Annotated in this window: 20 protein-coding genes and 1 tRNA gene; 7 read left to right on the forward strand and 14 right to left on the reverse strand. The window is 71.4% G+C overall.

The window, feature by feature from the left end; all coding sequences use genetic code 11:
• Nucleotides 1-198 precede the first annotated feature (198 nt).
• The 3 genes from ACFFXY_RS18570 to ACFFXY_RS18580 all read right to left on the reverse strand — a co-directional run bounded on the left by ACFFXY_RS18570 (nt 199) and on the right by ACFFXY_RS18580 (nt 2,946).
• Complete coding sequence (locus tag ACFFXY_RS18570; protein ID WP_382353843.1) at nt 199-861, reverse strand: ATP-dependent Clp protease proteolytic subunit; 663 nt, start codon at nt 859-861, stop codon at nt 199-201.
• Nucleotides 862-882: 21 nt separating this feature from the next.
• On the reverse strand, nt 883-1,536 hold the full coding sequence (locus ACFFXY_RS18575) for an ATP-dependent Clp protease proteolytic subunit (protein WP_382353846.1): 654 nt from the start codon (nt 1,534-1,536) through the stop codon (nt 883-885).
• Nucleotides 1,537-1,788: 252 nt separating this feature from the next.
• Complete coding sequence (locus ACFFXY_RS18580) at nt 1,789-2,946, reverse strand: S8 family peptidase (RefSeq protein ID WP_382353849.1); 1,158 nt, start codon at nt 2,944-2,946, stop codon at nt 1,789-1,791.
• 128 nt (nt 2,947-3,074) lie between these two features.
• Between ACFFXY_RS18580 and ACFFXY_RS18585 the strand changes: the two genes are divergently transcribed.
• The 5 genes from ACFFXY_RS18585 (at nt 3,075) to ACFFXY_RS18605 (ending at nt 8,344) form a co-directional block, all read left to right on the forward strand.
• A complete protein-coding gene (locus ACFFXY_RS18585; RefSeq protein WP_382353852.1) occupies nt 3,075-3,428 on the forward strand; it encodes a hypothetical protein in 354 nt (117 codons plus the stop codon).
• Nucleotides 3,429-3,631: 203 nt separating this feature from the next.
• Nucleotides 3,632-4,900: an ABC transporter substrate-binding protein gene (locus ACFFXY_RS18590; RefSeq protein ID WP_382353855.1), complete on the forward strand. Its 1,269-nt coding sequence runs from the start codon at nt 3,632-3,634 to the stop codon at nt 4,898-4,900.
• Between the two features lie 18 nt (nt 4,901-4,918).
• Nucleotides 4,919-5,836, forward strand: a complete 918-nt coding sequence (locus ACFFXY_RS18595) for a carbohydrate ABC transporter permease (protein WP_382355511.1) — start codon at nt 4,919-4,921, stop codon at nt 5,834-5,836.
• Nucleotides 5,833-6,705 (forward strand): carbohydrate ABC transporter permease, encoded by an 873-nt coding sequence (locus ACFFXY_RS18600; protein WP_382353858.1) that lies wholly within the window; start codon nt 5,833-5,835, stop codon nt 6,703-6,705. The genes ACFFXY_RS18595 and ACFFXY_RS18600 overlap by 4 nt, the downstream gene beginning before the upstream one ends.
• The gene (locus ACFFXY_RS18605) at nt 6,686-8,344 is read left to right on the forward strand and encodes a hypothetical protein (protein ID WP_382353861.1); all 1,659 of its coding nucleotides are present in this window, start codon (nt 6,686-6,688) and stop codon (nt 8,342-8,344) included. Before ACFFXY_RS18600 ends, ACFFXY_RS18605 begins: the two co-directional genes overlap by 20 nt.
• Nucleotides 8,345-8,400: 56 nt before the next feature.
• Here the strand turns inward: ACFFXY_RS18605 and ACFFXY_RS18610 are convergent, their stop codons facing one another.
• From ACFFXY_RS18610 to tig, 8 genes are all read right to left on the reverse strand, one after another.
• Entirely contained in the window at nt 8,401-9,201 is an 801-nt protein-coding gene (locus ACFFXY_RS18610) for a CPBP family glutamic-type intramembrane protease (RefSeq protein ID WP_382353864.1), read from the reverse strand.
• A gap of 54 nt (nt 9,202-9,255) precedes the next feature.
• On the reverse strand, nt 9,256-9,963 hold the full coding sequence (locus ACFFXY_RS18615) for an ABC transporter ATP-binding protein (RefSeq protein ID WP_382353867.1): 708 nt from the start codon (nt 9,961-9,963) through the stop codon (nt 9,256-9,258).
• Complete coding sequence (locus tag ACFFXY_RS18620; protein WP_382353870.1) at nt 9,950-10,825, reverse strand: ABC transporter ATP-binding protein; 876 nt, start codon at nt 10,823-10,825, stop codon at nt 9,950-9,952. Before ACFFXY_RS18620 ends, ACFFXY_RS18615 begins: the two co-directional genes overlap by 14 nt.
• Complete coding sequence (locus ACFFXY_RS18625) at nt 10,822-11,853, reverse strand: branched-chain amino acid ABC transporter permease (RefSeq protein WP_382353873.1); 1,032 nt, start codon at nt 11,851-11,853, stop codon at nt 10,822-10,824. The genes ACFFXY_RS18620 and ACFFXY_RS18625 overlap by 4 nt, the downstream gene beginning before the upstream one ends.
• Nucleotides 11,853-12,722, reverse strand: a complete 870-nt coding sequence (locus ACFFXY_RS18630; protein WP_382353876.1) for a branched-chain amino acid ABC transporter permease — start codon at nt 12,720-12,722, stop codon at nt 11,853-11,855. Before ACFFXY_RS18630 ends, ACFFXY_RS18625 begins: the two co-directional genes overlap by 1 nt.
• Nucleotides 12,722-14,092 (reverse strand): ABC transporter substrate-binding protein, encoded by a 1,371-nt coding sequence (locus ACFFXY_RS18635; protein WP_382353879.1) that lies wholly within the window; start codon nt 14,090-14,092, stop codon nt 12,722-12,724. Before ACFFXY_RS18635 ends, ACFFXY_RS18630 begins: the two co-directional genes overlap by 1 nt.
• Nucleotides 14,089-15,321: a hypothetical protein gene (locus tag ACFFXY_RS18640; RefSeq protein ID WP_382353881.1), complete on the reverse strand. Its 1,233-nt coding sequence runs from the start codon at nt 15,319-15,321 to the stop codon at nt 14,089-14,091. Before ACFFXY_RS18640 ends, ACFFXY_RS18635 begins: the two co-directional genes overlap by 4 nt.
• A gap of 200 nt (nt 15,322-15,521) precedes the next feature.
• Nucleotides 15,522-16,934, reverse strand: a complete 1,413-nt coding sequence (gene tig / locus ACFFXY_RS18645; RefSeq protein WP_382353884.1) for a trigger factor — start codon at nt 16,932-16,934, stop codon at nt 15,522-15,524.
• A gap of 254 nt (nt 16,935-17,188) precedes the next feature.
• Between tig and ACFFXY_RS18650 the strand changes: the two genes are divergently transcribed.
• Together ACFFXY_RS18650 and ACFFXY_RS18655 are read left to right on the forward strand one after the other, a co-directional pair.
• Complete coding sequence (locus ACFFXY_RS18650) at nt 17,189-17,857, forward strand: ThuA domain-containing protein (RefSeq protein ID WP_382353887.1); 669 nt, start codon at nt 17,189-17,191, stop codon at nt 17,855-17,857.
• A gap of 57 nt (nt 17,858-17,914) precedes the next feature.
• A tRNA-Gly gene (locus tag ACFFXY_RS18655) sits at nt 17,915-17,988 on the forward strand.
• A 96-nt stretch (nt 17,989-18,084) separates the two neighbouring features.
• Here ACFFXY_RS18655 and ACFFXY_RS18660 read toward each other — a convergent pair.
• Genes ACFFXY_RS18660 through ACFFXY_RS18670 form a run of 3 tightly spaced genes read right to left on the reverse strand, consistent with a single transcriptional unit; the run spans nt 18,085 to nt 24,835 of the window.
• The gene (locus tag ACFFXY_RS18660) at nt 18,085-19,353 is read right to left on the reverse strand and encodes a cellulase-like family protein (RefSeq protein ID WP_382353890.1); all 1,269 of its coding nucleotides are present in this window, start codon (nt 19,351-19,353) and stop codon (nt 18,085-18,087) included.
• The gene (locus tag ACFFXY_RS18665; RefSeq protein ID WP_382353893.1) at nt 19,350-21,587 is read right to left on the reverse strand and encodes a beta-galactosidase; all 2,238 of its coding nucleotides are present in this window, start codon (nt 21,585-21,587) and stop codon (nt 19,350-19,352) included. The genes ACFFXY_RS18660 and ACFFXY_RS18665 overlap by 4 nt, the downstream gene beginning before the upstream one ends.
• A complete protein-coding gene (locus ACFFXY_RS18670; protein WP_382353896.1) occupies nt 21,584-24,835 on the reverse strand; it encodes a DUF5107 domain-containing protein in 3,252 nt (1,083 codons plus the stop codon). The genes ACFFXY_RS18665 and ACFFXY_RS18670 overlap by 4 nt, the downstream gene beginning before the upstream one ends.
• Nucleotides 24,836-24,873 lie beyond the last annotated feature (38 nt).

Raw genomic sequence — 24,873 nt, forward strand, 5'->3', positions numbered from 1 at the left:
TTCGCATTTGCGGCCACGGCGCCAGGGCAGTCTCAGACCGTGATGGCGGGTCCGGTACCGGGCGGCGGGTGCGCCAGCGCCACGGTATCGCGGACGGGCAGGGCTCGGGGGCGATCGGCGGGAGACGGGGGTTCGGGGGCCGCGGGGAGGCGCGGCGGGCCGGGCGGGCCCGCCGCGCACTGCCTGCGGGTGCGCGTCCTACGCGGCGGCTTCGGCCGGCAGGGCGTTCTTCTTGCGGTAGGTCAGGACGTTGTCGACGATGCCGTACGCGACGGCCTCTTCGGCGGTGAAGATCTTGTCGCGCTCGATGTCGCGGCGGACCTTCGTGACGTCCTGGCCGGTGTGGCGGGCGAGGATCTTCTCCAGCTGGTCGCGCATGCGCATGATCTCGCGGGCCTGGATCTCCATGTCGGACGCCTGGCCGAAGGTGCCTTCGGTGGCGGGCTGGTGGATGATCACGCGGGAGTTCGGCAGCGCGGTGCGCTTGCCGGGGGTGCCGGCGGCGAGGAGCACGGCGGCGGCCGAGGCGGCCTGGCCCATGCACACGGTCTGGATGTCCGGGCGCACGTACTGCATGGTGTCGTAGATGGCCATGAGCGCGGTGAGCGAGCCGCCGGGCGAGTTGATGTACATGATGATGTCCCGGTCGGGGTCGTTGCCCTCAAGGACGATCAGCTGGCTCATGATGTCGTTCGCCGAGGTGTCGTCCACGGGGGACCCGAGGAAGATGATGCGGTCCTCGAACATCTTGTTGTACGGGTTCATCTCCTTGATCCCGTACGAGGTCTTCTCGGTGAACGACGGGACGATGTAGCGGGCCCGCGGGTCGAACGCTCCGGACTGGGCGTGGATGTCCATCATCAGGTTCCCCTCCTGGTTGGTCTAGTTGCCCTCGGCGGGGACTTCGGAAACCCGCTGGACGACGTGGTCGATGAAGCCGTAGTCCTTCGCCTCGGCGGCGGTGAACCAGCGGTCGCGGTCGGAGTCGCGCTCGATCTCGTCGATCGTGCGGCCGGTGTGGTGGGCGACGCGCTCCTGGAACATCTGCTTGGTGTAGAGCATCTGCTCGGCGAGGATGGCCACGTCGGAGGCGGTGCCGCCGATGCCGCCGGAGGGCTGGTGCATCATGATGCGCGCGTGCGGGAGCGCGTAGCGCTTGCCCGTGGTGCCGGCGCACAGGAGCAGCTGGCCCATGGAGGCTGCCATGCCCATGGCGATGGTCTGGACGTCGTTCTTGATGAACTGCATGGTGTCGTAGATGGCCATGCCGTCGTAGACCGAGCCGCCGGGCGAGTTGATGTAGAGCTTGATGTCGCGCTCGTCGTCCTCGGCCTCCAGCAGGATGAGCTGGGCGCAGAGGCGGTTGGCGAGCTCGGAGGTGACCTCGGAGCCGAGGAAGATGATGCGCTCCTTGAGCAACCGGTCGAAGACCATGGCGTCCAGACCGGGTTCGGCGGCGCCGCCACCGCCGCGGCGGGCGATCGCGTTGACGACGTCCTTCTCCAGCTGCGAGGAGAATGGAATCGAATGCTCCATGTCTTTGCACCTTCGTTCTGTCTCGGCGATATGGGCTCAGCTTTGCGGCTGCCAATCCAGACCTTAGCCCGTCGGGGCGACGATCGGACGCGCCTGGGCTCCGTGTTCGCTTCCAGCGGAGCGCGGCGGAGGACCAGTGTGGGGCATCGATGCGAGCGGATGCGCGGACCTGGTGTCCGTCGCGGCGGGGCGAGGTGTGCGGGCCCACGCGCGGAGGACCCGGCGCGGGGCCGGGTCCTCCTGGTCGTGCGGCTAGGCGGTGACGCGGAGCAGCAGGTTCGGGCTGCCTTGGGCGTCGGTGATGGCGCCGGTGGTGGCGGCGCCGGTGAGGGCGGCGGCGACCTGGGCGGGGGTTGCGGTCGGGTGGGCGGAGAGGTAGACGGCGGCGGCCCCGGCGACGTGCGGTGAGGCCATGGAGGTGCCGCTGAGCGCGGACGGGGTGCCGAGGAGGTAGGGCGAGGTGATGTCCTGGCCGGGGGCGAAGAGGTCGACGCAGGAGCCGAAGTTGGAGAAGTCGGCGCGGGCGTCGGCGTCGGTGGAGGCCGCGACGGTGATGGCGGCGGGGGTGCGGGCGGGCGAGACGCCGCAGGCGTCGGCGGTCTCGTTGCCCGCGGCGACGGCGTAGGTGACGCCGGAGGCGATGGAGGCGGCGACGGCCGCGTCGAGGGCGTCGCTGAGGCCGCCGCCGAGGCTCATGTTGGCGACGGCGGGTTTGACGGCGTTGGCGGTGACCCAGTCGACGCCTTGGATGACGCCGGCGGTGGTGCCGGAGCCGAGGCAGTTGAGGACCTGGACGGGGACGATGGTGGCCTGCTTGGCGACGCCGTAGGTGGTGCCGCCGACGGTTCCGGCGACGTGGGTGCCGTGGCCGTTGCAGTCGAGGCCCTGGAGGCCGGGGAGGATCGCGGAGTAGCCGGTGGCGGTGCGGCCGGAGAAGTCGGCGGTGGGGGCCCAGATGCCGGTGTCGATGATGTAGGCGTGGACGCCCGCTCCGGCGTTCGGGTAGGTGTAGGACGCGTCGAGCGGGAGGGTGGCCTGGTCGATGCGGTCGAGGCCCCAGGACGGCGGGTCGGTCTGGGTCGCTTGGAGTTCGATGGCCTGGTTCTGCTCGACGTAGGCGACGTCGGGGTCGGCGGCGAGGCGTTCGGCCTCGGAGGCGGTCATGGTGGCGAGGACGGCGTCGAGGGAGTCGAAGGCGGTCTCGACGTCGCCGCCGAAGTCGTCCACGACGTCGGCGGAGGCGCCGTCCTCGAAGGCGACGATGTAGGAGCCGGGGATGGCGTCGGGGCTGTCGGCGCCGAGGATCTCGGCGGTCTGGGCGGAGGCGGGGGCCGCGGCGAACCCGGCGGCGCCGAGGGCGGCGGCCGCGGCGGTGACGAGGAGGCGCCGTGCGGGGGAATGCATCACCATGAAAGGTCACCCTTCAGGAGAAAACGGGCTATGGCATCTGTCACAAGGTACCAAAATATTGATAGATTTGGTTACCTCGCAGTAACGGATTTCCGACGATCCCTCATACGTCCCCAATGGAGTCAATTGTGTCCGGTTCCCCTACCGCCCGTTTGCGTCTGCTCGGCATCCTCTTCTGGCTGGCCGGCGGCGCCGTCCTCACCCTCGGCTGGATGGGCATGGCCGAGCTGGCCTACGTCGACGGCCAGATGCCCTTCCTCGTCTCCGGCGGCGCCGCCGGGCTCGCGCTGGTGCTCATCGGCTCGACGCTCGTGGTCGTGTCCGCGCTCTTCGAGGCCGCCGAGCGCACCGCCCAGCGCACGGCCGAGCTGCTGAAGCAGGCGGCCGACGAGGCCGTGGAGGCCGCCGCGGCGGCAGAGCGCGCCGCGAGGACCGAGCCCGTGAAGACCGAGGAGAAGGCCGCCGCCGCGAAGGGCGACTGACACCGGGCTCTCGAAGAGCGCGGCATTCGAGTATCCAAGCACCGCAGCAGTGCCCGCGGGCCCCGGAAGAGCGCGTTCGGGGTCTACAAAAGCACTGGTGGGGACCTACTGTCGCGCGCTAGTCGAAAGTCTGGTAGTTTCGGGCAAGCGCTTGACCGAGTGACCTGTGGCACTCGCATCCCCTTACTCGAAATGAGAGCTCAATGAAGAGAAGACTCGTCCTCAGCGCCGGCACCGCCGGTGCGGCGGCCCTCCCCCTCAGCGCCTGCGGGTTCATCGGCGGGGGCGACGACGAAGGCGGCGCCGACAAGCTCAAGTTCTGGCTGTCGGGCGACGCCAACCAGGGCGGCGGCTTCCAGAAGATGGCCGACAAGTACTTCGAGGAGACCGGCGTCGAGATCGACATCGACGACATCCCCTACGACGACTTCGGCACCCGCCTGCGCAACGCGGCCCAGGCCGACGGCCTCCCCGACCTCGCCCGGGTCACCGCGATCGACCCGATCTGGATGGACCAGCTCGAAGACCTCTCCGACCTCGCCGCCGAGCGCGGCGTCATGGAGAGCCTCCTCGCCGAGAACGAGGAGGGCGCCGTCCCGACCTTCCTCACCGACCTCACCGCCGTGGGCCTCTACGTCAACAAGAGCCTCTTCGACCAGGCCGGCGTCGCGTACCCGACGACCGCGGACGGGCTGTGGACGTGGGATGAGTTCATCGCGGCGGTCAAGGAGGTGAAGGCCGCGACTGGAGCGCGCTACGGGCTCGTCATGGACCCGTCCTCGCACCGCCTTCGTTCCTTCATGTACCAGTTCGGGTCCGACGGGTTCACCCTCGGCGACGACTGCACGTACTCGACCAAGGAGGCCGAGACGACCGCGGCGCTCCAGTTCTTCGCCGACATCAACGACGACGACGTCATGCCCCGCTCCGTGTGGGTCTCCGGCGACGACGCGAACGCCCTCTTCAAGTCCGGCCAGGTCGCCGCCTACTACTCCGGGTCGTGGCAGGTCGCCGACTTCCAGGCGAACATCGCCGACTTCGAGTGGGCCTCGGCCCTCATGCCCGCCCAGACCCGCCGCGCCACCAACCTCGGCGGCGGCTACATCGTGGTCTACAGCGGCGAGAAGTCGCAGGCCGCCCTGGACTTCCTGAACTGGCTGTTCGCCCCCGAGAACTACACCGAGATCTCCGAGATCTCCGGGTTCCTCCCCGTCGTCCAGGGCCTCGACATCGACTACGGCGACGCCCAGGCGAGCTTCGACCTCTACAACGACGAGATCGCCAACTCCGCCGACGCCGCCGCCGCGCAGGAGCGCAGCGCCCTGGAGATGGTCTACAAGGGCCAGACCTCCGGGTCCGACGCCGACCCGCTCAAGGACGAGGCCGTGAAGCTCGCCAACGGGGAGCAGGACGTCGCCACCACCATCGCGAACATCATCGCTTCGCTCAACGAGAACATCACCTGCGAGTAGACCTTGACGGCCACCGCCATCGCGGACGAGCGCCGCACCGGACCGCGCAAGCGCCCCGGTGCGGCCCCCCGCCGCCCCCGCTACCGGTCCGCGCCCCTGGTGCTCGCCGGACTCAACATCGTCCTGTTCGGAGTGTTCTTCGTCTGGCCCGGCAGCCTGGGCCTGATCTACTCCTTCACCGACTACACCGGGATCGGGACGTACGACTTCATCGGCCTCGCCAACTACGAGAAGCTGTTCGGCGACCCGACCTTCTACCAGGCGCTCGTCAGGTCCCTGCTGTACACCGTGCTGTCCGTGCCGCTCGTGTACGTCATGTCCCTCACGGTCGCCTCGCTCCTGGTCTCCAAGTACGCCAAGGGCGGGTCGGTCGCGAAGATCGTGTTCTTCTTCCCGTGGCTCATCTCCCCCATCGTCGCGGGCGTGGTGTGGCGGTGGATGTTCGGCGAGAGCTTCGGCTTCGTCAACTACGTCGTCACCGAGCTGGGCAACGACCCGCTCGCATGGCAGACGAACGCCGACCTCGCGCTCATGGTCGTCGTCATGGCCGCGACCTGGGGCGGCACCGCGTTCAACATGCTCATCTTCATCGCGGCCCTCAAGAACGTGCCCCGCGCGTACTACGAGGCCGCCGAGATCGACGGCGCCAATGCCTGGCAGCGGTTCCGGCACATCACGCTCCCCTCGATCGCCCCCACCTCGTTCCTCGTGGTGCTCCTGTCCTCCCTCGGCGCCATGAAGGAGTTCGCGATGGTCCAGGCCCTCAACGGCGGCGGCCCCGGCACCTCCAACGTCATGCTCACGCAGTACATCTACGAGACCGGCTTCAAACGGGCCGACGTCGGATACGCCAGCGCCGTGTCCATGGTCCTCATGGTCATCCTGCTGTCCATCGCGCTGCTCCAGATGTGGGTCAACCGGAGGCGAGCCGAATGAGCACCCTGACGACCGCCCGCCCGAGCGCCCGCCGCGCCAAGAGGGCCCGCGAGGTCGGCGCGTCCGTGCCGCTGACGGCGTTCCTGTGGCTCCTCGCCGCCGTGTACGCGTTCCCGATGCTGTGGTTCCTGCTCAGCGCCTTCAAACCCGGCTCGGAGCTGTTCCGGTACCCGCTGTCGTTCCTGCCCGAGGACCCGACGGTCGCAGGGTTCGAGAAGGCGTGGGGACGCTTCGACTTCATGCTGTACTTCTCGAACACGCTCGCCGTCGCCCTGACCACCACGGTCCTGACGGTGATGGCGAGCGCGATGTGCGGGTACGCGCTCGCGAAGTACCGGGACCAGCGGTGGGTGCGGGTCTTCTTCGTCTGCATCCTCGCGACGACGATGCTCCCGACGGAGGTCATCCTCTCGCCGACGTTCATCGTCATCCGCGACCTCGGCATGTACGACTCGTTCGCCGGGCTCGTGGTGCCCTCGATCCTCACGGCCACCGGCGTGTTCATGTTCCGGCAGTTCTTCCTGTCGGTGCCCGACGACATCGTGGAGGCCGCGCGCATCGACGGCGCCCGGGAGGCCGGGATCTTCTTCCGGATCATGCTGCCGATGTCGCGGCCGATCATCATGACGCTGGCGATCTTCTCGTTCCAGTGGCGCTGGAACGACTACGTGTGGCCGCTCATCGTCGTGGGCGACGAGCGGAAGTTCACGCTCCAGATCGCGCTGCGCAGCATCGTGGGGGCCGAGAACATCGACTGGCCGCTGCTGCTCGCCGCGTCGGTGATGTCGATCCTGCCGCTGGTGCTCATCTTCATCGTGTTCCAGAAGTACGTCATGAACGAGGACATCAATGCCGGACTCAAGGACTGACTTCGCCGCGGCCGTGACCGCGGCCGCCGACGCGCACGCGCGGGAGGTGCTCGCCGGGGTGGACGCGCTGCTGGCGTCCGACCCGCACCACCGGCAGGTGATGGGCGCGGCGAAGGCGCTCGCGGCGTGCGCGGTGAACCCGGCGTCGGCGTTCTTCGCGTCGGCGCAGGCGCGGGAGGCGGCGCGACGGCTCGTGGACCATCTGGCCGGGATGCAGGCCGGGAACGGGCTGTTCGACGGCGAGAACTTCGCGTCCCCGCCGGACACGGCGTTCACGGTCAACGACCTGTGCGACACGTACGCGCTCTTGGCGATCGACCCCGGAGGGCTCGGGGGCCTCGGGGACGCTCTGGCGGATATCGCGGCCCGGGCCGCCGGTCCGCTGCGCCTGGGCGGGGTGCACACGCCGAACCACCGGTGGGAGCTGTCGTCTGCGCTCGCGAAGCTGCACCGGCATTGGCCGGACGGGCGGCTGGTCGCGCGGGTGGACGAGTGGCTGGCGGAGGGCGTGGACATCGACGCCGACGGCTGGTATTCGGAGCGGAGCCCGAACTACGCGCTGTGGGTGTCGAACCCGGCGCTCGTCGCGATCGGCGAGCATCTGGGGCGGCCGGAACTGCTGGATCTGGTCGAGCGGAGCCTGGAGGCGGTCGCGGCTGCGGCGCTGCCGGACGGGACCGTGGAGACGGTGCACTCGCGGCGGCAGGACCAGAAGGGGACGATTCCGCTGGCGCCGTTCCTGATGCAGTTCCGGCGCTTCGCGATCCGGGGCGGGCGCGGGGACTTCGCGGCCGTCGCGGAGGGGATCGCGGGGATCGCGGACCCGGCGAGCGCGCTGACGGAGATCCTGCTGGAGCCGGACTTGGCGGGGCCGCTGCCTGAGGCCGAGGCCCGGAAGGCGGGGACGGCGGTGTCCGCGGGGGCGGGCTTGGCCGTGGCGCGCGACGGGGACTTCGCGGTGACGGTGTACGGCGGTTCTGACTACGCCGCGCACGGGCGCATCCGCTCGGGGCTGGCGACGAACCCGACGTTCCTGCGGGTGTTCGCGGGCGGGGCGGTCCTGGACTCGGTGCGGCTGTCGCGGGACTTCTTCGGGCTGGGGCCGTTCCGGGCCGACGGGCTCGCCGCAGATGGGAACACGTTCCTGTTGCGGGAGAAGGCGAGTGCGGCGTACTACGGGCCGCTGCCGGAGGGGTTCCGGCGGGCGGACGCGGTCTACGCGCTGGCGGATGAGGGCCGGTTCTCGGCGGCGATGGACTTCGCGCGCCGGCCCGCCGAGCCGGTCGCACTGGAGACGCGGATCCAGGTGACCGTGGGCGAGCGCGAGGTGGCCGTGAGGATCGAGGCCGATCCGGGGCGGGTGCGGCAGGTCCTGGAGCTGGCGTTCCGCGAGGGCGGGGAGCTCGAAGGCGTGCGGCCTGTCGAGGGCGGGTTCGAGCCCGAGGGGAACGGGGCGGTCTACCGCGCCGGGGCGGACCGGATCTCGGTCGAGGTGGACGCGCGCGGGGTGTTCACGCGCGGGTACCACCCCGGGGAGGACTACACGCACCTCGGCGGTACCGATGCGGCCCAAGGGATGCGGCTGTACGTGCCGCTGCCGGGGTCGGGCCGGTGCACGCTGGTGCTGCGGGCCGGATGACGAGACGGAAGCGGCGCCCTCCCGGTGGGAAGAGCGCCGCTTCGTGTTCTGCGGGTCTACATTGCGCCGGTCATGTAGAGGGTCGTGCCGACGACCGTCATCAGCAGGGCCGATCCGGGGTGCATCCAGATGGAGGCGCGGATGTCGTGCTTGCCCCAGACGAACCAGATGCCCGGGAGCAGGAAGATGATCTTCGAGGGAACCGTCCAGATCGCCCAGAAGTGGTAGATCGAGAACAGCGCGGTGTTGAACAGCGGCGCCCAGCGGCCGAGCTGCGGGAGGCGGGGCAGGAGGAAGCCGCGGAAGTAGTACTCCTCGATCAGCGGCAGGAGGAACCCGGTGAAGCCGCCGAAGATGAGCATGGTGGTGACGATGGTGCCCTTGTCGTACGCGTCGAGGTAGGTGGTGCCGGAGCTGCCGGAGCCCTCGAAGGTCACCCAGGTGAAGAAGGTGTCGTAGGTCCAGGCGTCGAGCGGCGCGAGCGAGAGCGACACGACGGTCATGTACAGCAGGAACCCGATGCCGATGAGCGTGATCTTGCCGCGGGAGAACGGCTTGTCGCGGTAGCGGACCACGCCGCCGCGCATCGTGTACTTGCCGGTCGCCTGCTTGCCGAGCCAGAACAGGCCGAACCAGATCGGGAGGAGCACGACCATGAGGCCGATGGCCCAGGCCGCGAAGATCGGGAGGCCGACGGCCCGGGTGAAGGGCGCGCCGATCCAGGCGTAGGCGGCGACGATGAGCGCGCCGGGGACGAGGTGGAGGGCGATGGACAGGGGGACGGAGTGCTTGTCGGCGAGGAGCTTCGCGACGAAGCCGTTCTGCTTCGCGGGGGCCGCGTGCTGCGTTTCGTTCATGACAGGAATGTTCGCGGGCGGCGCTGACACGGCCCTGACACGCCGCTGACGGGATTAGGCGCCGAAGTACGCGGCCCTGACGGCGTCGTCGCCCAGGGTGTCGGACCCGGAGCCGGAGACGGTGATGCGGCCCTGCTGCATGACGAAGGCGGTGTCGGCCTGGGCGAGGACGCCGGCGTTCTGCTCGACCATGAGCACGGTGGTGCCGCGCTGGTTGATGAGCTTGACGGCGGCGAAGACCTGCTCGGTGAGCTTGGGCGAGAGGCCGAGCGAGGCCTCGTCGATGAGCAGGAGCCGCGGGGAGGACATCATGCCGCGCCCGATGGCGAGCATCTGCTGCTCGCCGCCGGAGAGGGTCCCGGCGAGCTGGTCGGCGCGCTCTTGGAGGCGCGGGAAGATCGCGTAGACCTCGCGGAGGTTCTCGCGCAGGCGGCGGGCGTCGCGGCGGATCGTCCACGCGCCGAGGCGGAGGTTCTGCTTGACGGTGAGCGCCGGGAAGACATGGCGCCCTTCGGGGACGAGCACGATCCCGGCCCGCACCCGGGCCCCGGGCGGTCCCTTGAGGACTTCGCCGTCGTAGCGGATCTCGCCGCCGGCGACCGGCAGGAGACCGGCGAGGGTCATGAGGGTGGTGGACTTCCCGGCCCCGTTCAGGCCCAGGAGGACCGCGTTGGAGCCCTCCTCGACGGCGAGGTCCACGCCGTGGAGGACCGGGACGGAGCCGTACCCGGCGCGCAGGTTCGCGACCTCAAGCAGTGCCATTGGACTTGCCTTCCGCCATGAGGGGCCATTCGGGGGGCTCGGAGGCGAACTGGACGGTGTCGTCGCCCGCGTCGTCCTCTGCGCCTTCGGGTTCCGCAGTGCCGCCGAGATAGGCGGCGATCACCTCGGGGTGGCGCTGGATCGCCTCGGGCTCGCCCTCGGTGAGGAGCTCGCCGAAGTTGAGGACGTACACGTAGTCGCAGACCTCGGCGACCAGCGGCACGTGGTGCTCGATCATGAGGATGGTGAGCCGCAGGCGGTCCCGCAGCTCGCGGAGGGTCGAGGCGAGGCCGAGGGCCTCCTCGGGGCTGAGGCCGGAGGCGGGCTCGTCGAGCATGAGGAGCTTCGGGTCGGTCGCGAGCGCCATCGCCATGTCGCAGGTCTTGCGCACGCCGTACGGGAGCTCCCCGGCGCGCTCGTGGGCGACCTCGTCGAGGCCGAAGTACTCGATGATCTCGGCGGCGTCGCGGCGCAGCTCGCGCTCGCGGTGCCAGGTCCCGGCCAGGCCGAGCATCCCGGCCAGCGCGGAGTACCCGGCCCGCTGGTGCTGGGCGAGCATGACGTTCTCGGTGACGGTGAGGGAGTCGATGACGCCGAGGTTCTGCCAGGTGCGGGCGATGCCGCGGCGGGCGCGGCGGTGGGTGGGCAGGTGGGAGACGTCGCGGCCGTCGAAGTAGACGCGGCCGCCCTGGGGCTGGTAGATCCCGGTGAGGCAGTTGAAGCAGGAGGTCTTGCCCGCGCCGTTGGGGCCGATGAGGCCGACGATCTGGCCTTCCCGGACGGTCAGCGACAGGTCGTTGAGGACCTGGAGCCCGCCGAAGCGCAGACGCAGTCCGTCCACTTTGAGGAGTTGCCTGCTCATCGGTTGCCTCCCTTCGTGAGCCAGCGGGTGGCGGGTCTGAGGAGCTGGCCGAGGCCGCCGGGGAAGAACCGGAGGACGATGAGGAGCATCACGACGACGATGAACGGCGGCGGCACGTGGTAGACCGCCTCGTTGAGGAACGGCGGCTGCCAGGGGAGCCCGGCGAGGAAGTTCGGGAGGGTCAGCGGCAGGAGCGCGAAGAACGCGGAGGCGAGGATGACGCCCAGGCGCGAGCGCAGGCCGCCGACGACGGTCATGAGGACCCACACGAGGGCCACCTGGAACTCGAAGTCCATGGCCTGGACGACCTGGTTCCAGTGGGCGAACAGGCCGCCCGCGAGGCCCGCGGCGAGGCCGGAGAGGCTGAACGCGGCGAGCTTGTAGCCGGTGACGTCGATGCCGAGGGTGGAGGCGATGCGCTCGTCGTTGCGGACGGCGGCGAGCGCGCGGCCGGCTTTGGTGGAGACGAGGCGCCAGTCCGCGTAGAGGACGAGGGCCAGGACGCCGAGGCACAGGAGCGCGAACGCGTGGTCGGAGGCGACGAGCGCGGGCCGGGGCGCGAATGCGCCCGCGCCGCCGCCGGTGAACTCGCGCCAGTTGAAGATCGTGGTCTCGGCGGTGAGGCCGAACGCGAGGGTGACGAGCGCAAGGTAGAGGCCGGTGACGCGGAGGGCGACCATGCCCACGACGGCGGCGGTGACCATCCCGGCGAGGGCCCCGGCGGCGAGGCCGAAGCCAAGGGGCGCGCCGAGGCGGGAGGCCATGAAGGCGGCGGCGAACGCGCCGATGCCGACGAACGCCTGGTGGCCGAGGGAGATCTGCCCGGCGTGCCCGGTGAGCGTGTTGATGGACAGGCCGATGATCGCGTAGATCGCGGCGCGGCTGATGCGCTGGGCCCACACGTCGCCGCCGAGGAGCAGCGGGAGCGCGGCGAGGGCGAGGAGCGCGATCACGATGGTGATGCGCAGGGCCAGGCCGAAGCGGCGGGCGGTCTTGATGCGGCCGAAGGTCATCGTGGCGGTCGCCATCATGCCTCCTTTCCGAGGAGGCCCTGCGGGCGGATGAGGAGGACGAGCATGAGGAGCGCGAAGACGCCGAGCTCGGCGGCGCCGGGGACCTTGAGCTGCTGTCCGAGGAGGTAGATGCCGAGGTTCTGGACGACGCCGATGGCGATGCCGCCGACGAACGCGCCGGGCAGGCTCGTCATGCCGCCGAGGACGGCGGCGGCGAAGGCGGGCACGAGCATCGTGAGGGTCATGAACCCGGGCGTGAAGATCCCGACGGGCGCGTACAGGAGCCCGGCGATGCCGCCGAGGAGCGCGGCCATGCCCCACACGAGCCGCGAGATCGCGACGGGGCTGATGCCGACGACCTGTGCGGCGCGGGTGTCCTGTGAGGACGCGAGGACGGCGAGTCCGAGGTCGGTCTTGAAGAACCAGGCCATCGCGGCCGCGAGCACGGCGAGGACGGCGAGGAGGATGAGCTGCTGCGGGAGGATGCCGGCGCCGAGGATGTTCACGCCGGTGCCTTCCATGAGGGGCGGCATGACGCGCGGGATGGGCTGTCCGAGGAGGACGATGATCGCGATCGTGAAGAGCGCGACGCCCACGAGCGCGACGAGCATGATCGTGCGGGACGCGGACTCCAAGGGCCGCACGATGACCCGTTCGACCGCCAGGCCCATGGCGACGGCGGCGGCGAGGCCGCCGACGATGCCGGTCCAGTACGGGAGGCCGAGGTTGACGACCAGGTAGAAGGCCGCGAACGCGGCGACGCCGCCGAACTCGCCCTGCGCGAAGTTGAAGACGCGCTTGGCCTTGTAGACGAGGACGATGCCCACGGCGAGCAGCCCGTAGACCGCGCCCTGGAAGATCCCCAGTGCGAAGAAGGCGCCCATCAGAATCCGTTCACGAAGGCGAAGTCGGTCTCGTAGTGGCCGCCGCCGGAGCAGACGTTGCGCAGGACGCTCACCTGGGTGGCGCCGAAGGGCCCGTTCTTGTAGTTCAGGTCCGGGAAGACGCCGGTGGAGAACGAGGACCCGGCGACGGCGTCGAGGAAGGCGCCCCGGTCGAGGTCCTCCCCCGCCTTCTCCAGCATCTGGTGCAGGACCTTCGACTGGCCCCACATCATCCACGTGACGTCGTCGGCCTCGATTCCGGCCGCGTCGACCGCCGCGAGGAACTCGGGGTCGTACTCGCCCGCGTCGGCGAACGCCGGGGTCGGGTTGAAGAACCGGGCGCCCTCGGTGGAACTGGCTGCGCTGCAACCGGTCGAGGCGACCTGGTCGAGGCCCATGGAGACGCCGACGCCCACGAACTGGGGGCGGCAGCCGGAGGCGGCGGCCATCTCCAGGTAGAACGTGGGGCTGGTGAGGACGAAGACCGCGTCGTAGTTGCCGACGGTGCCGGTGCAGAGGTTCCCGGCGGCGGAGGAGCCGCGCTCGTTCTTGTCGGGGCGGAAGACGTCCACGTCGCCGAACGCGTCGGTGAAGCCCTCGACGGCGTCGTCGAAGTTCGGGGTGTTCGTGACGACGGCGGCGACCCGGGACGGGTCGGTCACGCCCAGCTCGTTCTTGATGTACTCGGCGAGCATGGGGGTCTGCTGGTGGTAGGTCATCGAGGCCGCGAAGTACGTGTCGAGGGAGCCCATGCCGGTCTCGGTGACGCCGGTGGACAGGTACGGGACGTCCTCGCTCGCGGCGTACTGGGCGCACGCCTGGATCTGGTCGGTGCCGCCCGCGCCGATGAGCGCGAACGCCTTCTGCTCCTCGGCCATGGTCTGGCAGACCTGCCGGGCCGTGGAGGGCCGGTACTGGTCGTCGGCGAACACGGTCTCGACGGTGCGGCCGAAGATCTCGACGGGCTTGCCGTCGTTCCCGTACTGCCAGTACAGGTCCTTGCCGGTCTCGAAGGAGTCCTGGCGCAGCGGGGCCGCGCCCGTGAGGGGCGCGTGGATACCGATGGTGATAGTCGAGTCGGTGACGCCGGTGGTGTCGCCGTTCCCGGCGTTCCCGTTGTCGTTCCCGCCGCCGCCACCGCCGCCTCCCCCGCCGTCGTCGGCGTCGCCGCCGGTGCCGCCGCCGCCAGAGCCGCCGCTCTCGTCGGTGCCGCCGGTGCCGTCGGTCCCGGTGCCGTCCTCGCCGCCGAGGCCGGGGTTCTCGCCGCCGGCTTCCACGAAGTCGTCGTGGACGCCGTCGTACTGGCCGCACGCGGGCAGTGCGAGGAGCGCGGCGGCCGCCAGCGCGAGTGCGATGCGCCTGCGGCTCATGGGCGTTCACCCCGCCCGGTGAGGCGCTGCCAGAGGCCCGCGGGGACGGGCAGGGCCCAGCCGCGGCGGTCGAGGTTGTGGGCGCGGATGCGGTCGATGGCGCCGCTGCCGCCCGCGGCGGCCCCGGAGGCGCCCATGACGGCGTAGAGGAGGTAGGCGGCGACGAGGCCCGCGGGGATGAGGGTCCACACGTACCAGGGGGCGACGGGCTCGAACGGCTCGTACGCGGCCGGGGCCATCTCCTCCGCGGAGGTGGCCTCGGCGGTCGGGGACTCGTCGGCGCCCTCGCTGCCGCCGCCTCCCGAGCCGCCTCCGCCGCCGGAGGACCCGCCGCCGCCGGTGGCGCCGGAGCCGTCGGTCCCGGGATCGGCCGCGCCGTCGTCCTCGGGCGTGCCGGGGATGTAGGAGAAGGCCGCGCCGAGGCGGTAGGCGGTGGCCTCGTACTCGTCCACGGGGGTCTCGGTGTCGTCGCGCAGCGGGAGCTTGAGGTTGACCTGCCACGTGTCGATGGGGGTGGCGTCGTCCATGACGGGCATGAACATGACGCCGTAGTTCGCGAACGGGTCCTGGCCCCAGTCCTTCGCCATGGCGGTGAGGTCGAACGTCCAGGTCGGGAGCGGGACCTCGACGACCTCGGGGCTCTCGCCGCCGTTCTCGGCGGCCTCCTGGGCGGCGGCGAGGAGGGCTTCGGCCTCGGCGACCGCGTCGGGGTCGGGCTCCTCTCGCACGCCCTCAACGCAGCCGTCGCCGACGGGCGGCTGCACGTCCCACATCTCGGCCTCGCCGGTGGACCACGCCTCCGTGATGGGGCAGGCCTGGATGAGCTTGGCGAGGGGGTTGAAGGTGGGCGAGTCGCCCGCGTCGTTGCCTTCGGCGACGGTGAGGGTGAACGCGGTGACCTCGGAGCCTTCGGGGACGCCGCGCTCGGCGAGGTTGAAGGACAGGGACGAGACCTTGGTGTTCTCGCCGAGCTCGACGGCCACGGGCATCGTGGTGGCGGCCTGAGGGTTCGGGAGTTCGACCTGCTGGGCGAGCGGGCCGAGTTCGAGGGTCTGGTCGATCTGGCGGGTCCAGTACCAGGAGACGGCGTCCGCGCCGTAATCAAACTTAAGGTCCTCGCCTCCGGCGTCGTCCTGGGCGGCGGCCGGGGCGGGCCAGGCGAGGAGGGCCGCGGCGAGCGCTGCTGCGCCGAGTCTGGCCGCGATGGAACCCGATCGGGTGGGAATCATGGGGGGCACTCCCAGGGACGTTGCGTCGTTGCATCGAAGAGGTTAGATACACACCATAGGCGAAAGTGACGACCGTCTCTACCCGCGAGTAGCAAAAAATTCCGGCCAGACCCCTACCAAGCCGGTCCAATCATCTGAAAAGGACAAGGGGCCCAACGCTTTCGCGTTGGGCCCCAAGCAGTTCGGGTGCGGAGGTGCAGCTAGTTGCGGTCCTCGGCGTCGCGGTCGGCGGACTCGTCAGAGTCGCTCTCACCGGCGGTCTCGGCCTCGGCCTCGGCGGCGGCGCGGCCCGGGAAGAGGTCCTCCTCGGTCAGCTCCGCGCCGGACGCGTCGACGACCGACGCCTCCTTCACGACCTCTTCGAGGGCGAGCTGCTGGCGCAGCGACGCGGCGATCTGCTGGAGGCCGCCGTTCGTGCGCAGCTCGTCCACGAAGCGCTGGAACTGGTCCTGCGGGACGCCGCGCTGCTGGGCCTGGCGCACGACCTCGGCGGTCATGAGCTCGCCCGAGACCTCCAGCTCGCGCTCGCGCGCGATCTGGCCCAGGACGATCGACTGGCGCAGGTTCGACTCGACGTCGTCGCGCAGCTCCTGGTCGAACTCCTCGGCGGTCTTGCCGGTCATCTGGAGGTACTCCTCGAAGCCGCCCGCGACCTGCGCGACCTGCTCCAGCAGGTGCCCGCGGGTGTGGTCGACCTCGTCGGAGACGGTCTTCTCCGGCAGCGGCAGCTCGACGGCCTCAAGGAGGGCTTCGAGGGTCTTCGCGCGGGCCTCGTTGGCCTTCGCGGTCTTGCCCTGGGTCTCCAGGCGCTCGCGGGTCGCGCCGCGCAGCTCCTCCAGGGTGTCGAACGGGCTGGCCATCTCGGCGAAGTCGTCGTCCAGGTCGGGCAGCTCGCGCTCCTTGACCTGCGTGACCTTGACCTCGACCTGGGCGGTCTCGCCCTCCTGCTCGCCGGCGAGGGTCGACTCGATGGTCTTCTCGTCGCCCGCGGACATGCCGATGAGGGCCTCGTCCAGGCCGTCGAGCAGGTTGCCCGAGCCGACCTCGTGGCTCATGCCGGTGACGGAGCCGCCCTCGACCTCTTCACCGTTCTGGGTGGCGCGCAGGTCGATCTGCACGAAGTCGCCGTCCGCGGCGGCGCGCTCGACGGCCTTCAGCGACGAGAAGCGCAGGCGCTGGGACTCGATGTCCGCGTCCACGTCCTCCTCGGAGACGTCGCCGGCCTCGACGGTCACCTTGAGGGACGCGAAGTCGGGGAGCTCGAACTTGGGGGTGACGTCGGTCTCGACGGTGAACTCGAAGGGCTTGCCCTCCTCGATCGGCTTGACCTCGGTCAGCTCGGGGCGGCCCAGCGCGTTCACCTCGTTCTCGGTGACGGCCTTGTTCAGGTTCGCCTGCACGGCCGGGTCCATCGCCTGGGCGTAGACCGAGTCGCGGCCGACGCGCTGGTCGATCACCTGGCGGGGCGCCTTGCCGGGACGGAAGCCGGGGACCCGGATCTGCTGCCCGACGCTCTTGTACGCCTCGTTGATGTAAGGCGCCAGCTCCTCGAACGGCACCTCGACCGACAGCCGCACCCTGGTCGGGCTCAGGGTCTCGACAGTGCTCTTCACAGACGTACTCCTCGATCAGTTCTCACTCGATTGCTTTCGCGTCGGCCGGATGGCTGATCCGGACCGGTGGGCCGCCGGCAGCGCAGCACGAACCCCCGCTCCGATCGAGTCTAGGTCGTCGGGGGGTCGGGGCCCCGCCGGGTGTGGTCGATATCGCCGCGCGTCACTGTTGAGCTGCGGCGCGGCCGGCCCGGGCGGCGGAGGCCGAGATCGCCTAGACTACGGCCTGCAATCGTTCTCCCGAGGAGTTCAGCATGGCTACCCCTACGTTCCTGGTCTTCACGAAGACGACAGGTTTCCGGCACGACTCCATCCCCGCGGGCGTCGAGGCGCTGCGCGGCGTCGCCGCCGCGCTCGGCGGGGAGGTCGAGCACACCGAGGACGCGGCCGTCCACGACCCGGCCGAGCTGGCGAAGTTCGCGGCCGTCGTGTGGCTGTCGGCCTCCGGGGACGTCCTCGGGGAGCTGGAGCGGGCCGCGCTCGCCGACTACGTGACCGGGGGCGGCGGCTGGATGGGAATCCACGGCGCGTCCACGGCCGAGCGGTCGTGGCCGTTCTACAAGGAGCTGGTGGGCGCCCGGTTCATCGGCCACCCGCCGGGGTGCACTCTCGGCGAGATCGACGTGGTCGTCGCGGACCACCCGGCGACGGCCCACCTGCCGAAGCGGTGGTCGTGGACCGACGAGTGGTACAGCTTCGACGCGCGGCCCGAGGGCGTCGAGGTGCTCCTGGAGGCCGACGAGTCGACGTACGAGGCGGGCGACCTCGCCATGGGCGCGCCGCACCCGCTGGCGTGGCACCGGCGGCTCGAAGCGGGCCGGTGCTTCTACACGGCGCTGGGGCACGACGCGGCGGCGTACGAGGACCCCCGGTTCCTGGCGCACCTGACGGGCGGCCTGCGGAGTGTCGTTCACGGCGAGTGATCCGGCCCACGCGAGGGGATGCGCTACACTTGTGGCCGTTCCGCTTCGAGCGGACGCGCGGGTGTAGCTCAATGGTAGAGTCTCAGTCTTCCAAACTGATTGCGCGGGTTCGATTCCCGTCACCCGCTCCATAGTCCCGCAACTCGGTGCCGGCCCGCAAGGCGGGCATTTCGCGTATGCCGACAGAACGCCTCGGGCCCGATCGGGCCCGAGGCGTTCCGCGACTTTCAGCCCTTCCTGAACGCGGCGTTGCATTCGCGCTGGAGCGCCTCGTCCTCCCACATCGCGTGCTGCGGCGCGGCGTTCGAGCACACGATCGTCCCCCACGCCCCGACCCGCGCCGAATGCGCGACCGCGTCCCGGCAGATCCCGGCCCCGACCGGCCCCTCCTCGAAGCGGCCGTCCCGGGGCGTGTACCCGACCCAGCCCTCCCCGAAGTAGAAGGGCACGCCGAGGCGCTTCGCATGGTCGGCGGCGGCGTCGATCCAGTCGCGCAGGCGGTTCGCCATGGCGATGCGGTGCTCCCCGTAGTGGTCGTACAGGTAGCGGTCGAAGGCCGCCGGGTCGCACCAGTCGTGGACGTAGATCTCGGCGGGCTGCATGATCGAGGCCTTGAGCTTCCACCCGTTGGCTTCGGGCAGGGCCCAGTCCTTGAGGTCGGGCGCGCCTTCGCGCAGCAGGCGGGCCGCGGCGTCCTCCTGGGGGAACTCGGCGACGGGGCGGCGCAGGCCGAACTCGGCGATGAGGTCGTCGAGGACGCCGTACACGTAGGGATGGAATCCGAGCGCGGTCGCGTTGCGGGGTAGGCCGCGCATGGAGGCGACGGGCACGCCGCCGTAGTTCGGGGCGCACGGGACCTCCGGGTGCCGGGCGAGGAACGCGGCGATCCCGCGCTCAAGCCGGTCCCGCAGCTCCACGACCGCGTCCTCGACGCCGGGCAGCCCCGCGGTGAGGTGCCCGATCTGGACCTCGTTGTGCGGCTCGACGCAGGCGATCACGTGGGCGAGCCCGTGCTCCCCGAGGTAGTCGACCAGATCGGCCTGGGCCTGCGCGAGCACCGTGATCCGGTCCTCCGGCGCGACGGCGTGGAGGGCCTCGTACCAGGCGGGGCCGTCGGCGAACGCCGGGCTCTGCTGGTACTCCCAGGACGAGGCGATGACCTTGACGCCGTGGCGGTCCGCGGCCTGGAAGAACGCCAGCAGGTGCGCCTTCGCGTCGATCACCGTCGGCTCGCGCACGTCGTACCAGCGGACCCGCGCCCCGTACTCCCCGCCGAGCGGCTCCAGCCGGAGCGCCGACGTGTCGATCCCCGACCTGAAGATCAGGAACGGCATGGCGCAGATCCGGACGGCGTTGTACCCCAGCTCCACCGCCCGCGCGAACGCCGCGTCCAGGTCTTCGAACGGCTCGCCGGGACCGGTCCGCACATACCAGGAGAAGTCCCAGAGCGTCATCGAAAGCCGTTCGGGCAGGTCACCCGGGGTCGCATCATTCATGAATCCTCCTCAATGGTGAGTCGGGTCTCTTTGACCCGGATGACTGTCACAGATTCGACGGCTATCCCGTCCTCCCTTCGACGCAGCGCCGGATCGACCCAGACCCCGGCACTGCGGGCCCGGGGAAGGAGTTCGAGCCGGACGGAGCGAAGGGAGGTGACGTCGATGTCCCAAGGGCGGCCGTGCCAGAAGTGGTCGCTGATGAGTCGGCCGCCCGAGTAGGCGCGCGCCGTATCGCCGGTCCATTCGACGCGCAGCAGGGTCCGATCGGCGGTCGGCTCGGGCAGCTCGACGTGGACGACGGCCGCACCGGAGTAGTCCTCGGGAGCGCTGAGGCGCCCCATGGGCCCGCCGTACCGTGGAGCGGCCGCGGGCCCGTGGCCGGGGCGCAGGTCGGCGAGGAGCAGCTCCGAACCGGCGCCGGGGACGTTGAGTGCGTATGCGCGCCAGAGGGATGCGGGGTGGGTGGGGCGGGGGGTGGGGGGCCCGGAGAGGATCGCGAGGTCCACTCGCTCCCGGTCGGCGTGGACCACGAGGTCGTCGCCGTCGGCGTAGACCGGGGCGTCGGCGAGGACCAGGCGGGCGCGCCCGGCGACATGCAAGCGGTAGAGGCGGTTCGCGCTCGCGTCGTCCAGTACCAGGAGGCGCACGCCGTCGAGGTCGATGAAGCAGTCCGGCCCGGGAGGTCCGGGCAGGTCCGCCGTCGTGCCGTCGCCGAGGACGAGTTCGACCGGCACGCCGTCGGTCGCCGCGAAGACGACGAGGTCGCCCCCGCCTTCGGGGAGGGGGATTCGGGTGAGCAGTTGGACTGTGGCGCTTTGGAGTTCGAGGGCGTCGGTGAGGGGGTAGCGCAGGGGCCAGACGAGGGAGCGGCCCGCGGGGAGGTCGATCGGGGCGGTGGGCACCGTGATCGCGGCGTCGGGGAGCTGCACGGTGAACTGGACGCCTGGCTGGGCGGGGAGCCGGTGGTGGCGCGGCTGGTAGGTCGTGGCGAAGAGGTAGCCGCTGGTCCCGTCGGAGCGCACCGACCAGCGCAGGCCGCCGGGATCGTCGCCGATGTGCGGCGCCATGCGCGCGAGGCGGTGGCCGTCGGCGTCGAGCCACAGGTGCTGGCGGCGCAGCAGGTGGTGGTGCGGGCGGATCTGGCCGTGCTCGCCGATCGGAGCGCCGAAGTCGTACGTCAGGGACGGCACGTCGTTCGGGTACCCGGTCGCCTGCGACTCCTGCTGCGTCCCTTGGGGTCCCGTACGCTGGGTGCCGCCCGCGTACATGTAGTAGCCCTGCCAGGCCGAGCCGGACCCGAGCTTCGCGAGGGCGACCGCCGCGACGTCCTCGGGTTCGACCAGCGGACGCCGGTGGTACGCCACGTGCATGCCGCCGCCGAGTTCGCAGGTCGCGAAGGGCACGTCATCGCGGTCGGCGGCCGGGCCCGCGGCGACGCCGTCGAGGGCCTCGCGGAGGTCGGCGCCGACGGTGAGGTCGTCGCGCGTGGTGCTGTACCGGAAGTGGACCGGCGCGAACGCGGGCCACTCGGTCGTCGCCTCCTCCCAGAAGCCGTCGGCGTACGCGCCGAAGACGGGCAGGAGCGTGTCCGGGACCTGCGCGCCGCCCCAGCCCGTCGCGGTCCAGATCGGCACGCGCAGGCCGAGTTCCTCGGCCATGGCGCGGAGGGTCGCGAGGTGGCCGGGCTGGTCGTACAGTTCGTTGTCGACCTGGGCGGCGATGACCGGCCCGCCCGCGGCGTGCGTGAGGCCGCGGAGCCGCCCGATCGTCTCGGCGTAGAGCGCGCGCACGAGCGCGAGGTACGCCGGGTCGTCGGTGCGGGCCTTGAGGTCCCGTTCCAGGAGCCAGTCGGGGAACCCGCCGTTGCGGTACTCGCCGTGCGCCCACGGACCGAGACGGATCACGACGTCGAGCCCGTGACGGGCGGCGAGTTCCACGAACGCGCGCAGGTCGAGGTTCCCGGTCCAGTCGAAGCGGCCGGGCTCGGGCTCGTGCGCGGCCCAGAAGACGTACATCGCAACGGAGTCGAGGCCGCCCGCGCGGGCGTGGCCGAGGGTCTCGTCCCACCGCTCGCGCGGAAGCCGCGAGTAGTGGATCTCGCCGGTCCGCGGCATCCACGGGCGGCCGCCGCGCTCGATCCAGCGGCTCGTGACCTCGATGTCGCCGCCCCCGAACGGCAGGTGGCCGCGGATCGGCGGCGGCGGGGCGGAGACGCGGATGCTCCGGGTCATGATTCCTCCTCGTCGAGCTCCGCGAGTCGGGCGCGGAGTGCTGCGATGCGCTCGTCATGGGCGGCTTGGAGGTCGGTGGTGAAGAGGAGCATCTCCGGGAGCGACGTCGCGAAGTAGTCCACTGTGGCTTCAACGGCGGCCCGGGTTTCGATGTGCTCGGCGAGGCCGTCGCGGAGCGCTCGGGCGGCGGCGGTGTCGCCGAGGCGGCGCAGGGCCGTCACGGAGGCCGCGGTGTGCCCGGAGTACGCCTGGACGCGCATCCCCTGGAAGTCGCCTTCCTGGTGCGCCGCTTCACGCCAGGCCGCGCGGGCCGCTTCGGCGTCGCCCGCCGCGGCGAGAGCGTCGCCGAGGACGAGATGCAGGCTGGCGGTGTTCGCGAGCGGGTGGCGGGCCTCGCCGAGGTTCGCGGCCGGGGCCAAGGCGGCTCGCGCGTGGGCCACGGCGGGCGGGACGTCCCCGGCGGCGAGGGCCGTGCGGGCGAGGGCGAGGTGGGCGTCCTCCCAGGCGGCGAGGACGCGGCCTTCGCCGCCTTCCCAGGGCTGGAACGCGCGGCCCGCAAGCAGGTCGAGCGCGTCGGCGGGCCGGTCCGCGAGGGTGAGGAGTTCGGCGAGCTGCACGGTCAGGTCGTCGCGGGAGTCGATCAGGTCGCGGCGGTCTTCCAGGGCCGCAAGGCGTGTCGCGGGATCGACGCCGCGGCGGGCGTCGAGCTGGTCCGCTTCGTAGAGGAGGCGGGCGTCGTCGGGGGCGGCGGCGCGGGCGCGCGCGTACCACTCGGCGGCGCGCTCGGGGTCGCCCTGGACGTTGTGGGCGGCGACGCCGAGATTGCGCAGCACCACCGGGTCACCGGTGGGTGCGGCGGCCTCCCATGCGGTGACGGCCTCGGCGCGGCGGCCCGCGGCGTAGAGGCGGTGTCCGGCGAGCGCGGCGAGGACGGGGTCCCCGGGGCGGTGCGCGCGCAGGCGCGCGAGGGCGTCGTCTTCAGTGCGGGAGGGGAAGCACCAGGTGCGGTCGAGGTCGCGGACGCGTTGCAGCGCATGGTCGGCGGCGGCCTCGTCGCCGCGGGCGAGGGCGAGGTCGGCGCGGTGGAGCCAGGCGATGGGGGCGACGTTGACCTGGCCGGGGGCCGGGGCGAGGGTCGCGGCGGCTTCGAGGCAGTCAATGGCGGACTCGTCTTCGCGGATCGCGAGGTATTCGAGGGCGACGTCGAGGGCGATCGTGGGGTCGGCGGTGGGTTCGGCGTCGAGGCCGAGGCGGGCGGCGAGGTCGCGGGCCCAGGCGTCGAGGGGGTTGCCGCGGAGGGTGTCGGCGGTGACGGCGGCGGCGCGGTCGCGGTCGCCGCGGCGGAGGGCGGCGACGGCGAGGAGGTTGCGGGCCTGGGTGTGGCGGGGGCTGCGGGCGACGAGGTCGGCGAGCGCGGGTTCGGCGTCGAGGCCCGCGGCGAGGTCGAGGCGGGCGGCGGCGAGCGCGGCGGCGTCGGTCCAGGTCTGGTCCCAGGCGGCTGTGCCGAAGGCGGCCTTGGCTTCCGCGGTGCGGCCTTGGCGGGCGAGGACGAGGCCGAGGCGGTAGTGGGCCTCGCCGTCGCGCGGGTTGGGGTTGCGGCGGGTGAGGCGGGCGACGGCGGTGCGCAGGTGGGTCTCGGCGTCGGCGAGGCGGCCCGCGCGCATGAGGCGTGCGGCGAGCGCGGTGTTGCAGCGGGCGTCGCCGGGGTCGCGGCGCAGGGCTTCGCGCCAGTAGGGCTCGGGGGCGCGGGTGGCGTGGCGGTACTGGTCGAGGTGGAGGCCGGTGAGGTAGAGCTCGTCGGTGGAGGCGATCGCTTCGGGGGCAGGGGGTTCGGTGGCGGGGTGGGCGGTCGGGGGTTCGTCGGGGGTCGGGCGGGGGCGCCAGGTCACGAGGGTCCGGCCGTCGTGTTCGACGGCGAGTTCGAGGGCGGTGGCCTCGACGGGTTCGGGGAGGTTGATCTGTTCCGTGTAGGGGGTGCCGGGGGCGAGGTCCGCGGTGGTCTCGTGGAGCGTCCGGTCGGCGGTGCGCAGGAGGATTCGCGCGCCGGGCCGTGGGGCGGTCACGGCGGCGGCGATCCGGACCCGGGAGCCTTCGGCGTCGAGGCGGACGGCGGCGTCCAGTGTGGCCTGGTGGACGGGGCCGGTGTCCTGGATCGGGTACCAGTACTGGGAAAAGGTCTTGGTCTCGCCGGGCCGCAGGTGCGAGAAGTCGGGCTGGTTGTCGGTGAACACTCCGGCCATGAGCTCCACATAGGGCCCGTTCGTGTCGGTGAGGTGGGCGTCCCAGGCCCACCCGAAGGGCGCGTTGCCCCAGGTCCACTGCTTCTTGCCGGGGGCGGTGCGGTGGTCGGCCCAGTGGACGAATCCGGCGCGGGCGGCGTGGTCGTAGCCGCCGAAGAAGTCGTCGTCGGTGCCGAGGCACATGTAGGAGGTGGGGACGGGGATGTTCCGGTACCAGTCGAGGCGGTCGCGGCCGGGGCCGCGGGACGGGTAGTCGACGCCGTAGTAGCGGCCTCGGGCCGCGGGGAACGTGGTCGTGGCGCGCTTGGCGTGGTCGGCGACCACATGGACGTCGGTGGGGAAGAACGACTGGTAGTGGTCGCCCGCTTTTGCGGCGACGTTGGCCCACCACAGGAAGGTCTGCACGTCGTCGGTGCGGTTGGCGAGGTGGCCGCGCAGTTCGACCAGGGCGCTCCCGGGGCGCAGGCGCACGCCGTGCATTCCCTGCATGCGCGCGAAGGGGTCGTGGTCGGAGCACCAGGCGGTGACGGCCCCGTCCTCGTCCTCCTCGATCAGGGCCTCGACGGGGAGGTGGGTGGCGGGGCGGTGGTGCTGGGGCCAGTTGAACTCGACGCCGCCGGAGACCCAGGGCCCGGCGAGGCCGACGAGCGCGGGCTTGATGACGTCGTTGCGGTAGAAGAAGTCGTGGCCGCGGGTCTTGTCGAGTCCGATGTGGATGCGCCCGCCGAGGCCGGGGAGGATCATGAGCCGCACGTACTCGTTCTCCAGGTGGACCGCGTCCCACTCGCGCGGGGCCTTCTCGCGCGAGACGGCGTCGATGAACGGCAGCGGGTAGACCGCCCCGGAGGAGCCCTGGTAGACGCGCCGGTCGAGGTAGGCGGGGTACCGGTCGGGGGCGGCGGGCGCGTAGGTGTCGATCGCGACGGGTTCGCGCCAGGCGCGCACGGGGCGGCCGGCGAGGGCGGCGGGGGCCTCGGGTAGGACGATCCTCGACTCTGGTGCGGGCATGGTCTCGACCGTACGGGGCCTTGACGTGGTCGTCCATG

This window comes from Glycomyces mayteni (assembly GCF_042428885.1).
Taxonomy (GTDB): domain Bacteria; phylum Actinomycetota; class Actinomycetes; order Mycobacteriales; family Micromonosporaceae; genus Glycomyces; species Glycomyces mayteni.

Excerpts from the sequence above, each read along its gene's own strand:
- ACFFXY_RS18570 (WP_382353843.1), bottom strand. The coding sequence starts at position 861 with ATGATGGACATCCACGCCCAGTCCGGAGCGTTCGACCCGCGGGCCCGC.
- ACFFXY_RS18575 (WP_382353846.1), bottom strand. The coding sequence starts at position 1,536 with ATGGAGCATTCGATTCCATTCTCCTCGCAGCTGGAGAAGGACGTCGTC.
- ACFFXY_RS18580 (WP_382353849.1), bottom strand. The coding sequence starts at position 2,946 with ATGGTGATGCATTCCCCCGCACGGCGCCTCCTCGTCACCGCCGCGGCC.
- ACFFXY_RS18590 (WP_382353855.1), top strand. The coding sequence starts at position 3,632 with ATGAAGAGAAGACTCGTCCTCAGCGCCGGCACCGCCGGTGCGGCGGCC.
- ACFFXY_RS18600 (WP_382353858.1), top strand. The coding sequence starts at position 5,833 with ATGAGCACCCTGACGACCGCCCGCCCGAGCGCCCGCCGCGCCAAGAGG.
- ACFFXY_RS18605 (WP_382353861.1), top strand. The coding sequence starts at position 6,686 with ATGCCGGACTCAAGGACTGACTTCGCCGCGGCCGTGACCGCGGCCGCC.
- ACFFXY_RS18610 (WP_382353864.1), bottom strand. The coding sequence starts at position 9,201 with ATGAACGAAACGCAGCACGCGGCCCCCGCGAAGCAGAACGGCTTCGTC.
- ACFFXY_RS18615 (WP_382353867.1), bottom strand. The coding sequence starts at position 9,963 with ATGGCACTGCTTGAGGTCGCGAACCTGCGCGCCGGGTACGGCTCCGTC.
- ACFFXY_RS18620 (WP_382353870.1), bottom strand. The coding sequence starts at position 10,825 with ATGAGCAGGCAACTCCTCAAAGTGGACGGACTGCGTCTGCGCTTCGGC.
- ACFFXY_RS18625 (WP_382353873.1), bottom strand. The coding sequence starts at position 11,853 with ATGGCGACCGCCACGATGACCTTCGGCCGCATCAAGACCGCCCGCCGC.
- ACFFXY_RS18630 (WP_382353876.1), bottom strand. The coding sequence starts at position 12,722 with ATGGGCGCCTTCTTCGCACTGGGGATCTTCCAGGGCGCGGTCTACGGG.
- ACFFXY_RS18635 (WP_382353879.1), bottom strand. The coding sequence starts at position 14,092 with ATGAGCCGCAGGCGCATCGCACTCGCGCTGGCGGCCGCCGCGCTCCTC.
- ACFFXY_RS18640 (WP_382353881.1), bottom strand. The coding sequence starts at position 15,321 with ATGATTCCCACCCGATCGGGTTCCATCGCGGCCAGACTCGGCGCAGCA.
- ACFFXY_RS18650 (WP_382353887.1), top strand. The coding sequence starts at position 17,189 with ATGGCTACCCCTACGTTCCTGGTCTTCACGAAGACGACAGGTTTCCGG.
- ACFFXY_RS18660 (WP_382353890.1), bottom strand. The coding sequence starts at position 19,353 with ATGAATGATGCGACCCCGGGTGACCTGCCCGAACGGCTTTCGATGACG.
- ACFFXY_RS18665 (WP_382353893.1), bottom strand. The coding sequence starts at position 21,587 with ATGACCCGGAGCATCCGCGTCTCCGCCCCGCCGCCGCCGATCCGCGGC.
- ACFFXY_RS18670 (WP_382353896.1), bottom strand. The coding sequence starts at position 24,835 with ATGCCCGCACCAGAGTCGAGGATCGTCCTACCCGAGGCCCCCGCCGCC.